The sequence below is a fragment of the Micromonospora sp. KC207 genome (genome assembly GCF_004348615.1).
Taxonomy (GTDB): Bacteria; Actinomycetota; Actinomycetes; order Mycobacteriales; family Micromonosporaceae; genus Micromonospora.
Genome location: NZ_SMKJ01000211.1, coordinates 1 through 12,945 on the forward strand (window position 1 = coordinate 1; position 12,945 = coordinate 12,945).

The 12,945-nt window shown below is 73.9% G+C and carries 16 protein-coding genes; 8 read left to right on the forward strand and 8 right to left on the reverse strand.

Going from position 1 to position 12,945, the window contains the following annotated elements:
- Positions 1-285 (forward strand): hypothetical protein (locus E1258_RS22985; RefSeq protein WP_371688667.1); only part of this gene is annotated, 285 nt, incomplete at its 5' end.
- 123 nt (positions 286-408) lie between these two features.
- On the opposite strand, the gene E1258_RS22990 is transcribed toward E1258_RS22985, so the two are convergent.
- The 6 genes from E1258_RS22990 to E1258_RS23015 are packed head-to-tail and all read right to left on the reverse strand — an operon-like array spanning position 409 to position 6,016.
- Positions 409-1,950, reverse strand: a complete 1,542-nt coding sequence (locus E1258_RS22990) for a SpoIIE family protein phosphatase (RefSeq protein WP_132404777.1) — start codon at positions 1,948-1,950, stop codon at positions 409-411.
- Between the two features lie 2 nt (positions 1,951-1,952).
- Positions 1,953-3,278 (reverse strand): sensor histidine kinase, encoded by a 1,326-nt coding sequence (locus E1258_RS22995; RefSeq protein ID WP_132404805.1) that lies wholly within the window; start codon positions 3,276-3,278, stop codon positions 1,953-1,955.
- Positions 3,279-3,310: 32 nt separating this feature from the next.
- Complete coding sequence (locus E1258_RS23000) at positions 3,311-4,327, reverse strand: SpoIIE family protein phosphatase (RefSeq protein WP_132404779.1); 1,017 nt, start codon at positions 4,325-4,327, stop codon at positions 3,311-3,313.
- Positions 4,324-4,743, reverse strand: coding sequence for an ATP-binding protein (locus tag E1258_RS23005; protein WP_132404781.1), 420 nt, complete (start codon positions 4,741-4,743; stop codon positions 4,324-4,326). Before E1258_RS23005 ends, E1258_RS23000 begins: the two co-directional genes overlap by 4 nt.
- On the reverse strand, positions 4,740-5,153 hold the full coding sequence (locus E1258_RS23010) for an STAS domain-containing protein (RefSeq protein ID WP_132404783.1): 414 nt from the start codon (positions 5,151-5,153) through the stop codon (positions 4,740-4,742). Before E1258_RS23010 ends, E1258_RS23005 begins: the two co-directional genes overlap by 4 nt.
- Positions 5,153-6,016 carry an STAS domain-containing protein gene (locus E1258_RS23015; RefSeq protein WP_132404785.1) on the reverse strand — a complete coding sequence of 288 codons (864 nt, stop codon included), beginning with the start codon at positions 6,014-6,016 and terminating at the stop codon, positions 5,153-5,155. The genes E1258_RS23010 and E1258_RS23015 overlap by 1 nt, the downstream gene beginning before the upstream one ends.
- Before the next feature lie 164 nt (positions 6,017-6,180).
- Here E1258_RS23015 and E1258_RS23020 point away from each other — a divergent pair, with 164 nt between their 5' ends.
- A complete protein-coding gene (locus E1258_RS23020; RefSeq protein WP_007074059.1) occupies positions 6,181-6,537 on the forward strand; it encodes an STAS domain-containing protein in 357 nt (118 codons plus the stop codon).
- Positions 6,538-6,571: 34 nt separating this feature from the next.
- On the opposite strand, the gene E1258_RS23025 is transcribed toward E1258_RS23020, so the two are convergent.
- Complete coding sequence (locus E1258_RS23025) at positions 6,572-7,816, reverse strand: MFS transporter (RefSeq protein WP_371688668.1); 1,245 nt, start codon at positions 7,814-7,816, stop codon at positions 6,572-6,574.
- Between the two features lie 119 nt (positions 7,817-7,935).
- On the opposite strand from E1258_RS23025, the gene E1258_RS23030 reads away from it, so the two are divergent.
- The 4 genes from E1258_RS23030 to E1258_RS23045 all read left to right on the forward strand — a co-directional run bounded on the left by E1258_RS23030 (position 7,936) and on the right by E1258_RS23045 (position 9,966).
- The gene (locus tag E1258_RS23030; RefSeq protein ID WP_132404789.1) at positions 7,936-8,619 is read left to right on the forward strand and encodes a FadR/GntR family transcriptional regulator; all 684 of its coding nucleotides are present in this window, start codon (positions 7,936-7,938) and stop codon (positions 8,617-8,619) included.
- A gap of 40 nt (positions 8,620-8,659) precedes the next feature.
- A complete protein-coding gene (gene mscL, locus E1258_RS23035; RefSeq protein ID WP_132404791.1) occupies positions 8,660-9,133 on the forward strand; it encodes a large conductance mechanosensitive channel protein MscL in 474 nt (157 codons plus the stop codon).
- Between the two features lie 79 nt (positions 9,134-9,212).
- Entirely contained in the window at positions 9,213-9,473 is a 261-nt protein-coding gene (locus E1258_RS23040) for a hypothetical protein (RefSeq protein ID WP_132404793.1), read from the forward strand.
- 103 nt (positions 9,474-9,576) lie between these two features.
- On the forward strand, positions 9,577-9,966 hold the full coding sequence (locus E1258_RS23045) for a hypothetical protein (protein WP_132404795.1): 390 nt from the start codon (positions 9,577-9,579) through the stop codon (positions 9,964-9,966).
- 138 nt (positions 9,967-10,104) lie between these two features.
- Here E1258_RS23045 and E1258_RS23050 read toward each other — a convergent pair whose 3' ends face one another.
- A complete protein-coding gene (locus tag E1258_RS23050) occupies positions 10,105-11,406 on the reverse strand; it encodes a benzoate/H(+) symporter BenE family transporter (protein ID WP_132404797.1) in 1,302 nt (433 codons plus the stop codon).
- 159 nt (positions 11,407-11,565) lie between these two features.
- On the opposite strand from E1258_RS23050, the gene E1258_RS23055 reads away from it, so the two are divergent.
- Positions 11,566-12,033 carry a helix-turn-helix domain-containing protein gene (locus E1258_RS23055; protein WP_243715629.1) on the forward strand — a complete coding sequence of 156 codons (468 nt, stop codon included), beginning with the start codon at positions 11,566-11,568 and terminating at the stop codon, positions 12,031-12,033.
- A 114-nt stretch (positions 12,034-12,147) separates the two neighbouring features.
- Positions 12,148-12,867, forward strand: a complete 720-nt coding sequence (locus E1258_RS23060; protein WP_132404801.1) for a PP2C family serine/threonine-protein phosphatase — start codon at positions 12,148-12,150, stop codon at positions 12,865-12,867.
- The last annotated feature ends 78 nt before the right edge of the window (positions 12,868-12,945 follow it).

Consider the following 12,945-nt stretch of genomic DNA (forward strand, 5'->3'; position numbering starts at 1 on the left):
GCCCGGAACCGCCTGCCCCCACGCGAAGGCCCGCCTGCCCGGGACCATCTGCCGGCCCGGCCGATCTGGCTCTGCCGGGCCTGCGGCGGACCGTGGCCCTGCTCGCCGGCCCGCCGCCGGCTCCTGCACGAGTACGCCGACGCGCCGGTCACGCTCGCCGTCTACCTGGCCGGCCTGATGCTGGAGGCGGACGAGCAGCTCAACCAGGCGTATCCGTACACCGCGCCGTCGCCCGAGGCGCTGCACCGGCGCTTCCTCGGCTGGCTGCGCGAGGGCAGGCGTTGAACGCACGTCGCGGCGGTGCGTCGGCGCACGGTCGCGCGGCGGCGGGCGCACCTCGGGGTGCGTGTGTTAGGAGGGGGCCCTTCCTATACAGAAAGCGTTAACAAGGTGCCCTTCCTTACACCTCTATCGGCGGCGGACGGCCACCACCGCCACGTCGTCCTGGATCTCCGTGGGGGCCAGCTCGACCACCAGCCGCTGACAGAAGCCGTCCAGGTCGTCGTCCACCGTCTCGGCGCACCGGGCCAGGGCGGCCAGCCCCTCGTCGATGGTGGCGTCACGCCGCTCGATCAGCCCGTCGGTGTAGAGCACCAGCGTGGACCCGGCCGGCAGGACCAGCTCCAGGTCGGCGGGACGATCCGCGCGGACGCCGAGCAGCGGCGCGGAGTGCTGGATGTACTCCACCTGACCGTCGCGGGTGACCAGCGGCGGCAGATGGCCGGCGCTGGCCAGCCGGACCCGACCGGTGCCGGGGTGCAGCAGCAGCACGCAGATGGTGGCCAACTCGCCGGAAAGCAGCGTGCGCATCAGCTCGTTGACCCGCGTCAGGATCAGGCCGGGCGGGTGCCCCTCGACCGCGTACGCCCGCACCGCGTGCCGCAGCTCGGCCATCACCGTCGCCGCGTGCAGCGAGTGGCCGGCCACGTCGCCGATGGCCACCAGCAGCTCGTCGCCGAGCATCACCAGCTCGTAGAAGTCCCCGCCCACCTCGGTCTGCGCGCTCGCCGGCTCGTACCGGACGGCCAGGTCCAGCCCGGGCACCTCGGGCAGCCGGCGCGGCAGCAGGCTGCGTTGCAGGGTCACCGCGATCCGGTGCTCCTCGTCGAGGGTCCGCTGCGCCTCCACCGCCGCCGCGAGGGCCTGGGCGAGCTGGCGCACCACCGGGGCGTCCGGGACCAGGGCCCGGGGCGGCACCGCCACGTAGATGGGGGACCGGTCGGCGCGCAGCCGGGCGACCGCGACGACCAGCTCCGGCTCACCGGCCCAGTCGTGCACCGCCCACTCGGCCGGGTCCACCTTCTCCCGCAGGATCGCCCCGATCGGCACGTCGTCGGCCGGCATGGGCCAGGGGCGGATCAGCGGAACCGCGCCGGGGCCGGTGGTGGCGGCGGCGAGCGTGGTGCCGTCCATCGTCTCGGCCAGCACGACGACGGGGGTGCCGAGCATCTCCGCCGCGCCTTTCGCCGCGGCGGCCATCAGCCGGGGGAAGTTCGGCGCGGAGTTGACGGCGAGGGTCGTCTCGGCGAGCCGGCTGAGCCGACCGGCGAGCAGCTCGGCGCGTTGCCGGGCCCGGTAGTAGCGCAGCACCGCATTGGCGGTGGCGATCAGTTCGTCCGGCTCGATCGGCTCGGCGAGGTAGGCGTCCGCGCCCCGGGTCAGGCCCTGCGCCCGGTCGGTCACGTCGACGGCGTGCGCCGACACGTGGACCACCGGCATCGCCGGATGGGCCCTCTTGATCCGTTCGCAGACCTCGAACCCGGTCAGGTCGGGTAGCCGGACGTCGAGCACCACCAGGTCGATCTGGTCCACCCCGACCCGGGCCAGGGCCTCGCCGCCGCTCTCCGCCTCCAGCGTCGCGAAACCGGCCCGGCTCAGCCAGCTCACCAGGAGGTATCGCTTGGTGCGGCTGTCGTCGACGACCAGCACGGTCCCCTGACCGCCCTCCACCGTCACGCTCCGCCCACGGGCAGGGTCACGGTGAAGGTGCTGCCCCGTCCCGGCTCGCTGGTCAGCTCCAGGGTGCCGCCGAGCAGGTGTGTCACCCGCCGCGCGTACGACAGGCCGAGGCCGGTGCCGCCGACGCGGGTGTTCCCCGGCACCTGGTAGAACTCCTCGAAGATCCGCTCGTGCAGCTCCGGCGCGATGCCGGCCCCGGTGTCGGAGACGGCCAGCCACCACCGCCCGTCGCGGACCTCAGCCCGCAGCCGGACCTCGCCGCACTCGGTGAACTTCAGCCCGTTGTGCAGCAGATTGCGCAGCACCTGGGCGAGCAGCACCTCGTCGGAGCGGACCGTGCCGGGCGGCGGCGGGTCCTCCACCACCAGCTGGACGCCCGGCCTGGTGGACAGCGCGCGCAGGGTGCCGCGAAGCTGACCGAAGACCGCCCGCAGGTCCACCTCGGTCCAGTTCGGCTCCAGCCGCCCGGACTCCGCCTTGGCGAGGTCGAGCAGATCGTTGACCAGGCCGAGCAGATCGATGGCCGAGTCCCGGATCAGCCCCACCTGGCGGGCCTGCTCGGCCGTGAGCGGGTCGGACGCCGAGTCGGCCAACAGTCGGCTCAGGCCGATGATCGCGGTCACCGGGGCGCGCAGCTCGTGGCTGACGTTGGCCAGGAACCGGCTCTTCGACTCGCTGGCGGTACGGAGCTGGGCGGACTTCTCGTCCAGCTCGGCGTAGAGGGCCACCACGCCCCGGTTGGTCGCCTCCAACTCCTCGGTGAGCTGGTTGTACAGGGCCATCACGCCCCGGTTGGTCTCTTGTAGCTCCTCGTTGAGTTCGGCCAGTTCGTCGCGCTGGCTGCGCACCTCGTCGAGGGCGGCGATGAGCTGCTCGTTCTGTAGGGCGAGCTCGTCGAGGGCGCTGGCCGGAGCGGTGCTGCCGAGCTCGGCGCGCAGCTCGGCGAGGCGCTCCGGCGTCAGCGCCTGCGCGTTGGCCGGGACACGTCGGGACATCCTCACGACCGTATCGTTCCCGCGGCCCACCACGCTCAGCATGTCCACCAGCCGCGCCACCGCGCCGGACTGCGGCTCGTACCGGCCGCCGGGGAGCGGACGCGCCGGGGCGAGGTCCACCCACAGGCTGACCGGCCCCTGTGCCTCGATCGCGACAGCGAAGGTGACGTCCGCCCCGCCGCAGATCCGCAGCAGGTCCCGGGCCACCTCGCTGAGCGCGGTGGCGAGCCGGACCTGGTCCTGGTGTTCCAGCCCGACCGCCTCGGCCACCTCCCGGCCCCGCTGCCGGATGAGGAAGATGTCGTGCTCGACCCGCAGTGCCATCTGGAGCAGCGACGAACCGCGCGCCGGGCCGGTCACCAGGGCGCCCGCGCGGCGAGTACGCACGCGTCGTCCCGCCGCAGCCCTGCGTCGCGCAGCACGGTCGCGGCCAGCACCAGCGGGGCCCGCACCGACAGGCCGGGGTAGTCGTCGAGCTGCCAGCGATCCACCACCCCGTCACTGTGCATCACCAGCGACGCCCCGGCGGGGAAGGGGTACTCGTACTCGCGGACGACCGGTCGCTGGTGGCCGGCGATGCCGGGCAGGGACACCAACCCGCGCCGCCGGTCGCCCTCGGCGAGCACCGAGGCCGCGATGTTGCCCAGCCCGGCGTACCGCAGCAGCCGGGCCTGCCCGTCCAGCTCGGCGACGGCCAGCGCGGCACCCCGGGTGTGCGACATCGCCCGGTGCAGGTACTGCACCACCGCGGCCGGCGACTCGGCGGGGGCGGCCCGGAACGCGGCCAGCGCCGCGTCGGTCGCGGACGCGGCCAGCGGACCGTGCCCGAGCCCGTCGCAGACCAGCACCTGGTGCCGCCCCTCGGCGACGCGGACGGCGTACCCGTCGCCGCTGACCGGCTCGCCGGTCAGCGGCCGGGTCAGCGCGCCGGCCCAGGACTGCGCCGGGGCGGCCCCCTTCGGCCAGACCTGTACGGCGAGGACGGTGCCCCGGCCGGAGCGGGAGTAGCCGTCGAACCAGTCGGCCTGGCGCATGATGGCACCGAGCCCGATGCCGAGCGTGCCGGTGGTGGAGTGCCCGTCCCGAAAGGAGACCGTGAGGTCGGCCATGCCGGGTCCGGAGTCGATGGCGACGAGCTCCACGCCGGCCCGCCCGCCCCGGCGCACGGGGCGCAGCAGCAGCACGCCGTCCCTGGCGTGCTTGACCAGGTTGCTGGTCAGCTCGGCGGCGACGATGGCCAGGTTGGCGGTGCGGGCGTCGCCGATGCCGAGTTGCCCGCCCAGCCGCTCGGCGGCCCGCCGGACCGCGCTGGCCGCGCTGCCGCTCTCCACCCGGAACCACAGGCCGTGGTCGGACACGTCGTCGACGGTCATCGGGACCACTTGGTGACCGTGATCCGGGTGCCCCGCTCCGGCCCGGTGTCGATGTCGAACTCGTCGACCAGGCGGCGGGCGCCGCTGAGGCCGAGGCCGAGCCCGCCACCGGTGGTGTAGCCGTCGGTGAGGGCCAGGTCCAGGTCGGCGATGCCGGGGCCGTCGTCGGCGAAGACGATCCGCACCCCGCGCCGCAGGCCGTTGTCCACCATGGACACCTCGGCGGTGCCGCCCCCGCCGTAGACCAGAGTGTTGCGGGCCAGCTCGCTGGCGGCGGTGACCAGCTTGGTCTGGTCGACCAGGGAGAGCCGGACCGCCACCGCGACCGTACGCACGAGCTGGCGGACCCGCACCACGTCCTCGTCGCTCCGGATCGCCTGGGCCTGCGGGTGGCCCCGGTCGACGCCCGCGGTCACCTCGTGTCCGTCGGCTGGTCGCCCGGCTCGTCGGCGTCGTCGTAACCGTGGTCGTCGTCCCGGGTCGCCGCGATCAGCCCCATCCCCCGCTCCACGTTCAGGGCGGTGCGGATGCCGTCGAGCGACAGGCCCAGCTCGACCAGGGTGATGGCGACGGCGGGACGCATCCCGACCACCACCGTCTCGGCGTCGAGCACCCTGGAGATGGCGGCGATGGTGGAGAGCATCCGGCCGACGAACGAGTCGACGATGGCCAGCGCCGTGATGTCGATGATCACGCCGTGGCAGCCGGTGGCGACGATCCGCTCGGCCAGGTCCTCCTGGAGCTGCACCGCCGTCTGGTCGGACATGTCGACCTGGATCGAGACGAGCAGGATGTCGCCGATCTTCAGGACCGGCACCCGCTCCATCAGGACTCCCGGCGCGGCTGGCGGCGCGCGGCCTCCACGCCCGTCAGCCGCAGCACGTGCCGCAGCGCGTCGGCGAGGCTGGCCTTGGTGGCGATGTCACCGAACTCGATGCCGAGCGCGACGATGGTCTGGGCGATCTGCGGCCGGATGCCGGAGATGATGCAGTCGGCGCCCATCAGCCGGGCGGCCACCACCGTCTTGAGGATGTGCTGGGCGACCTGGGTGTCCACCGCCGGCACGCCGGTGATGTCGATGATCGCGTACGGCGAGCTGGTGTCGACCAGGGTCTGGAGCAGCCGCTCCATCACCACCTGGGCGCGGGCCGAGTCGAGCGTGCCGACCAGCGGGACGGCGACCACGCCCTCCCAGATCTTGACCACCGGGGTGGAGAGTTCGAGAAGCTGCTCGGCCTGGTCGGCGATCAGGCTCTCCCGGGTCCGCACGAAGCTCTCGAAGGTGAACAGCCCCATCTGGTCGACCAGGGAGGAGAAGGCCACGTAGTCGCGCAGCGTGCGGGCGTCCGTCGTGTCGGTTTCCAGCACCTCCAGCATGACGTCCTTGAGGGCGTACACGCTGGTCGCCGTCTCGGTGGCGGTGAAGCCCTGTCGGGCCCGGCCCCGGGACAGCTCGGCCAGCACGGCCCGCAGCTCGCCGGCCGACTCGGACTCCAGGTCGAATCCGCCGCTGCGGGCGGCTTCGATCATGGCATGGTGCAGCTCCTGCACCTGGCGACGAAGTTCCGCCTGGCTGAGCCGGCCGCGCAACGAGGCAGCCAGCAGCTCCGTCCAGCGGTTGGTGATCCGCTCGGCGTGCTCGCCGAGCAGACCGGTGAGCCGACTGCTTTCCTCGGCGCTCAACGCCATGGCATCCTCCCTCTGGCCTGGGTCGGCCGGACTCTACCACCGGGTAGGGGGAACTACTTGCCACACGGCAACGACATGACGACGCGCACCCCCGTCGCTCCCGTTCTGCGCCGGAGGCCGCCCGTGGGATACGGTTTTCCGGTATAGGAGCAGGAGGTCGGCGAATGTCTCTGACGGTGCACACGGAACAGCGCGGCGACGTGGTCGTCGTGTCGGTCGCGGGCGAACTGGACATGGCGACGGCTCCACAGCTCCAGGACCAGATCACGGACCTGCTGGACAAGGGCCGCAGCCGCCTCGTCTTCGACCTGACGGAAGTCTCGTTCTGCGACTCGACCGGGTTGTCCGTGTTCGTGCGCGCCAAGAACAGCTGCGACGAGGCCGGCGGCGTGGTTCGGCTGGCCGCACCGCAGCGCGGGGTGCTGCGCATCCTGGAGGTCAGCGGGTTGGTCGAGGTGCTGCACACGTACCCGACGGTCGAGCAGGCCGTCGCGGGCGACCCCACTCCGGCCTCCTCCTGACCGCGCACTCAGCACTGGCTGCAAACCGCCCCGCTCAGCGCTCGTCCTCGATGAACCGGGGGCGGGCGATCGCCATGCCCGCGACCGCCTGCACGGCGAGGGCGACGAGCAGGAACCCGATCGGCGCGGTCCACCCGCCGGTCGCCTCGTAGAGGACGCCGACCAGCAGCGGGCCGAGCGCCGCGATCACGTACCCGGTGCTCTGCGCGAACGCCGACAGCGCCACCGTCCCCTCGGCCGTGCGGGCGCGCAGCCCGATGGTGGTGAGGATCAGCGGGAAAGCGCCCTGGCCGAGGGCGAGCAGGGCCACCCAGAGCAGCGCCCCGGAGTGCGGCGCGAGCGCCAGCCCCAGGTAGGACGCGGCGGAGAAGGCGGTCAGCCCGAACACCAGCGGGCGCAGCGTCCGCAGCCGGCCGGCGAGCGCCGGCATCAGCAGCGCCACCGGCACGCCGAGCGCGGTCACCCCGGCCAGCAGCAGCCCGGCCGCCTCCGGGCGGAAGCCGGCGTCGCGAAAGAGCTGCGCCAGCCAGCCCATGATCGCGTACCCGCTCAGCGACTGCGCGCCGAAGTAGACCGCCATCGCCCAGCCGAGCCGGGTCCGCGCCGGTCGCACCCGGGCCGGGGTGGCGGCGACCGCCGTCGGGGCGGCGACCCGCCGCGCGGCGCGGGCCCGCAGCGCCAACGGCACCCACGGGAGTACGGCCAGCGCGGCCAGCGCGGCCCAGACCCCGAGCCCGGCCCGCCAGGACCCGAAGGCGTGCGCCACCGGCACCGCCGATGCGGCGGCCACCGTCGTGCCCGCCGTCAACGCCATCGTGTACGCGCCGGTGACCAGCCCGGTACGGTGCGGGAAGTGCTGCTTCACCAGCATCGGCAGCAGGATGTTCGCCACCGCGATGCCGGCCAGCGCCAGCGCGCTCGTGGCCACGAAGACCAGCGCGGAGTCGGTGACCACGCGCAGCACCTGCCCGACGGCCAGGGCCGTCATGGCGACCACGAGCACCCGGGCCGGGGCGTACCGGCGGACCAGCCAGGGGGTGAGCGCGCCGAGCCCGGCGAAGGCGATCGTCGGCAGGGTGGTGACCAGCCCCGCCATCGCCCCGGAGAGCCCGAGGCCGGTGCGGACCTCGCCGAGCAGGGCACCGAGGCTGGTCACGGCGGCGCGCAGGTTCAGGGCGACCAGCAGCATGCCGACCAGCACCAGCAGCCCGCCGGTCACCGGCCGCTCCGCGCGCCGCCCGGGCTTCAGGGCGGGGGCCGGAGCCGGGTCCCGGGCCACGTCGACGGTCGGTCGGGGCCGGGCGATCCCGGTGGTGGGTTCGGCGATGGCGGTCGGTGGCGGGGTCATGACCTTCAACCTACAATCATGGGATGAATTCTGGGCAGGTGATGTAACCAGTGCCACCGTCGGTTGACTCCGCGCCCCCGCCGCCCCGGGGCCAGCGGATCCGGCAGACGATCGAGCAGCTCCGGGCGCGCATCCTCGGTGGCGAGTGGCCGGTGGGTGGGCGCATCCCCACCGAGCCACAGCTCGTCGCCACCCTCGGGGTGGGGCGCAACACGGTCCGCGAGGCGGTCCGCGCCCTCGTGCACTCCGGGGTGCTGGAGTGCCGGCAGGGCTCCGGGACGTACGTCGTGTCGACCGACGAGTTGGGCCCCGTGGTGGCCCGCCGACTCACCGACGACCGGATGGCCGAGGTGGTCGAGGTGCGCCGCGCCTTCGAGGTGGAGGCGGCGCGGCTAGCCGCGCTGCGGCGTACCCCCGACGACCTGGCCGCCCTCGACGGCGCGCTCGCCGCCCGGGAAGCCGCCTGGCACGCGGGCCGGGTCGACGAGTTCGTCGAGGCCGACGCGGCCCTGCACACGGCGGTGGTGGCCGCCGCGCACAACGGCATGCTCGCCGAGCTGTACGCGTCGGTCGGCGTGGCGCTGCGCAGCACGATCACCCAGGCGATGGGCGACGCGTTGGAGCCCGAGCGGTACGTCGACCACGCCCGGCTGGTGGACGCCATCCGCGCCGGCGACCCGGGCTTGGCGGCTCGGGAGGCTGGTGCTTTCCTGGAGCATCCCCGGGGGGAATAGGTCGCCCCCGACGGTAAACCGGACCCACGGGAGTAAACGGATGCTCAAGGGCTTCAAAGACTTCATCATGCGCGGGAACGTCGTCGACCTCGCGGTCGGCGTCGTCATCGGCGCCGCGTTCACGGGCGTGGTAACCCAGCTCACCAAGTCGTTCCTGGACCCGCTGATCCGCGTCTTCGTGCTGCTGATCACCGGCAGCGACAAGGGTCTGGCCGGCACGGCCCCCAAGTTCCGGGGCATCGCCTTCGACTGGATCGCCTTCGTCAACGCGGTGATCACCTTCCTGCTCACCGCGGCGGCGCTGTACTTCCTGGTCGTCTACCCGATGAACAAGTTGGCCGAGCGGCGCAAGCGCGGCGAGGAGCCGCCGCCCTCGGCTCCCAGCGAGGAGGTCAAGCTGCTCACCGAGATCCGGGACGCGCTGGTGGCCGCCGGCCACACCACCCCGGGCCAGCAGCGGGGCGCCCTGGACGACGTGCTCGGCCACAACCCGGAGCCCCCGGCCGCGCGCTGACACCCACCTGCACACCGGCCCCCACGCGATTCCCGTGGGGGCCGGACCGCCTCGTACACATGTTCGATAGAGTCCCGCTATGGAGCAGCGGAAGCACTGGTGGAACGGCAAGTGGGGGCGACTGGCGCGGCGGGACGTCTTCCTCCGGGTGGACGGCGACCGGTGGCACGTCGAGCAGCGCGCCGGCGGCGCGGAGGGGGTCTCCCAGTTCTACGAGCACCCCAGCGCGGAGGAGGCCGAGGAGACCGTCCGCGCGCTGCTCGCCGGGGCGGACGGCTGGCGGGAGCTGTCGCCCCGACCGCCGGGCTCCTGGCTCCCGACCCCGGGCACCCGGGCCTGACCGGGCGGCGTTCAGTCGGGCCCGACCGGGGCGGTCGGGACGGGCCAGCCGGGCCTGACCGGCGGGGCGTTTAGTCGGGCGGCGGGGTGGGAACCGCCCCGGAATGGAGCAGCAGGGCACGGATCAGCAGGGCACGGATCAGCAGGCGGGCATCTCCCGCGTCACCACCGGCATGCCCGTGGTCGACGTGACCGGGGCGGAGATCGGCACCGTGGACCTCGTCCAGCGGGGCGACCCGTACGCGGTGACCATGCAGGCGCCGACCGCCGACCCGGGCGGCAGCCTGGACGAGTTGATCGAGTCGGCGGCGGTCGAGGAGCCGGACGTCCCGGCCGACCTGGCCGCCCGCCTGCTGCGTACCGGCTATCTGAAGGTTTCCACCGACCGCGCCCCAACCGGCGCGGTCTACGTGCTGGCCGACCAGATCGCCGCCGTCGCCGACGGCCGGGTACGCCTCGACGTCCTCGCCGCAGCCCTCCCCGCCGAGGAGTGACCCCGGCAGGGCCCCTTGATCGGGACCGGCCTTGATTGAGCCGGCCTTGGCCGGAGCCGGCCTTGATCGACTCCAAGTCGCCGACATCGCGGGGATATCTGCTTTGGGACACCGCAATGTCGCCGGCATGAAGTCGATCTAGTCCCCAGCCCGCCGAGCCGGAGCCGCCTCGGCGGCCCGGGCGGGCTGGACCGGCTCGGCGAGTTGGGCCGACTCGGCAGGCGACGGGACCGGCTCGGCGAGTTGGGCCGACTCGGCGGACGGCGGGGCCGGCTCGGTAGGCGGCGTCTCGCGACGGCGGCGCAGGAGCAGCAGCATCAGCCAGCCGGTGAGCAGCCCCCAGAACGCGCCGCCGACGCCGAGCAGGCTCACCCCGGAGGCGGTGACGACGAAGGTCACCACTGCCGCCTCCCGGGTCGCCGGGTCGGCGACCGCCGCCGACACCGCCCCGGCCAGCGCGGCGAGCAGCGCGAGCCCGGCCACCGCCTCGATCAACACGGGCGGGGAGAGCAGCACCAGGGCGGTGGCGACGCCCGCCCCGAGGCCGAGCAGGGCCAGCCCCACCCCCGCCGTGACCGAGGCGACCCAGCGGCGCTCCGGGTCCGGATGGGCGTCCGGGCCGGCGGCCAGCGCGGCGGTGATCGCGGCCAGGTTGACCGCGTGTCCACCGGCCGGGGCACCGATCGCGCTGGCCAGGCCGGTGACCCGCAGCGCGGAGCCGAGCGGGGGCCGGTAGCCGTACCCGGTGAGCACCGCCATCCCGGGGACGTTCTGCGCGGCCATGGTGACCAGGAACAGCGGCACTGCCAGCCCGACCACCGCCGGCACCGTCCACTCGGGCGCGGTGAGCACGAACACCGGGTGCAGGTTGTACGCGCCGACCCCGCCCGGCGTGGTCGTGGCGATGGCGATCGCCGCCGCCAGCAGTGCGGCGGGCACCGCCCAGCGGCGGGCGAAGCGGTGCAGGACCAGCCAGGTGACGACCACCGGCGCGGCCAGCCTCGGCACCTCGACCAGGGCGCGGACCGGCGCGGTGCACAGCGGCAGCAGCACACCGGCCAGCATCGCGGCGGCGATCGGGCCGGGGATCGCGGCCACCGCCCGGCCGAGGGTCGGGAACAGGCCGGCGGCGACGATCAGCGCCCCGCAGACCACGAACGCGCCAACGGCGGCCGGCCAGCCGCCGGGGACCGGACCGGTGGCCACCAGCAGCGCCGCCCCCGGGGTGGACCAGGCGACCGCCATCGGCAGCCGGTGTCGCAGCCCCAGCCACACCGCGCACAGGCCGGACGCGACGCTGACGGCGAGCAGCCCCGAGGCGGCCTGGCGCTCGTCGGCGCCGACGGCGCGCAGCCCGGCGAGCACGACGGTGAACGAGCTGGCGAAGCCGACGAGCGCGGTCACCACACCGGCGAGCACGGGTTGCAGCAGACCGGTCACGACTCTCCCCCCTTGCCGTTCCGTTTACGGAACGGAAGCGTGTAGCACGATAGCGGGATGGAGTCGTTAGCACCAACCCCGGGACCAGCCTGGGAACAGGCAGCCTCGGAGGCCGGCGCGGTCGGTGCCCGGGTGCGTGCCCTGCGCGAGGAGCGCGGGATGTCACTGTCCACTCTGGCCCGACTGGCCGGGGTGGGAAAGGCCACCCTCTCCGGCCTGGAGAACGGCACCCGCAACCCCACCCTGGAGACGCTCTACGCCGTCACCGCCCAACTCGGGGTGCCGCTGACCGCCGCGCTCTCCGGGCCGGCCGCGACCCCCACGGTGCGCGGAACGGCGGTGAGCGCAACCCTGCTGGAGGTGTTCACCGAGGCCGAGGCGACGTACGAGCTGTACCGGATGCGGGTCGCACCCGGCGTCGGGCAGCTCTCACCCGCGCACCAGCCCGGGGTCACCGAGCACGTCACCGTCTTCGCCGGGCAGCTCCGCGCCGGGCCGGTGGACGCTCCGTCGACGGCCGGGCCCGGCGGGCACCTGCGCTGGACCTCGGACGTGCCGCACGGCTACGCGGCCGTCGGCGACGAGGAGGTTTGGGCGAGCCTGCTGCTGCGCTACCCCCGCCGCTGACCGGTCATCGGCACGGACCGCCGCAGGACCCTCCCGCGCCGCCGCAAGATTCTTTTCGCGCCGACCCGGGAGCGCGTAGAGACGCCGGGCGGGTCTTCTTGGCAAGCTTGTCGTATGACGCTGATCCTCCGCTCGGCCATCCTCAACGACGTCGGCCTCGTGCGGACCAACAACGAGGATTCCGCCCTCGCCGGTGACCGCCTGGTCGCCGTCGCCGACGGAATGGGTGGCCTGCCGGCTGGTGAGGTGGCGAGCGAGATCGTCATTCGCATCCTCGACGAGTTGGACCCGCCCACGACCACCGAGGGGGCCGCCGACGCGCTGCGGGCCGTGGTGAGCACCGCCAACCAGCGCATCCGGGCCGCGATTTCCGTCGACCCGGCGCGCGAGGGCATGGGTACGACGCTCACGGCCGGCCTGCTCGCCGCCGACGTCCTGGTCCTCGCCCAGGTTGGTGACTCCCGCTGCTACCTGCTGCGGGACAACGAGCTGACCCAGCTCACCCGGGACGACACGTTCGTCCAGGCGCTGGTCGACCAGGGCACGCTCTCCCCGGACCAGGCGCGGCACCACCCGCAACGGTCGCTGGTGACCCGGGCCGTGCAGGGTGCCGACACGCCCCCGGCGATCGGCACGCTCACCGTCTTCGCCGGCGACCGGCTGCTGCTGTGCAGCGACGGGCTCTCCGACTACGTCGACGACGCCGCGATAGCCGCGGCCCTGGCCATGAACGGCGACCGCCAGCAGTGCGGCGAGCAACTGGTGAAGCTGGCCCACCAGGCCGGCGCACCGGACAACGTCACCGTCGTCGTCTCCGACGTCACCGCGCTCTGACGCCGCGTCGACCCCGGTGGGCGGCGGTCCGCCACCCTGCGGGGCGGGTAATCCGGTTGCCGAGGTCGGCGGGGCGGG

Excerpts from the sequence above, each read along its gene's own strand:
- E1258_RS23040 (WP_132404793.1), top strand. The coding sequence starts at position 9,213 with ATGGAGCAGCGGAAGCACTGGTGGAACGGCAAGTGGGGGCGACTGGCG.
- E1258_RS23055 (WP_243715629.1), top strand. The coding sequence starts at position 11,566 with ATGTCACTGTCCACTCTGGCCCGACTGGCCGGGGTGGGAAAGGCCACC.
- E1258_RS23000 (WP_132404779.1), bottom strand. The coding sequence starts at position 4,327 with ATGACCGTCGACGACGTGTCCGACCACGGCCTGTGGTTCCGGGTGGAG.
- E1258_RS23045 (WP_132404795.1), top strand. The coding sequence starts at position 9,577 with ATGGAGCAGCAGGGCACGGATCAGCAGGGCACGGATCAGCAGGCGGGC.
- E1258_RS23015 (WP_132404785.1), bottom strand. The coding sequence starts at position 6,016 with ATGGCGTTGAGCGCCGAGGAAAGCAGTCGGCTCACCGGTCTGCTCGGC.
- E1258_RS23010 (WP_132404783.1), bottom strand. The coding sequence starts at position 5,153 with ATGGAGCGGGTGCCGGTCCTGAAGATCGGCGACATCCTGCTCGTCTCG.
- E1258_RS22995 (WP_132404805.1), bottom strand. The coding sequence starts at position 3,278 with ATGGCACTGCGGGTCGAGCACGACATCTTCCTCATCCGGCAGCGGGGC.
- E1258_RS23060 (WP_132404801.1), top strand. The coding sequence starts at position 12,148 with ATGACGCTGATCCTCCGCTCGGCCATCCTCAACGACGTCGGCCTCGTG.
- mscL (WP_132404791.1), top strand. The coding sequence starts at position 8,660 with ATGCTCAAGGGCTTCAAAGACTTCATCATGCGCGGGAACGTCGTCGAC.
- E1258_RS23020 (WP_007074059.1), top strand. The coding sequence starts at position 6,181 with ATGTCTCTGACGGTGCACACGGAACAGCGCGGCGACGTGGTCGTCGTG.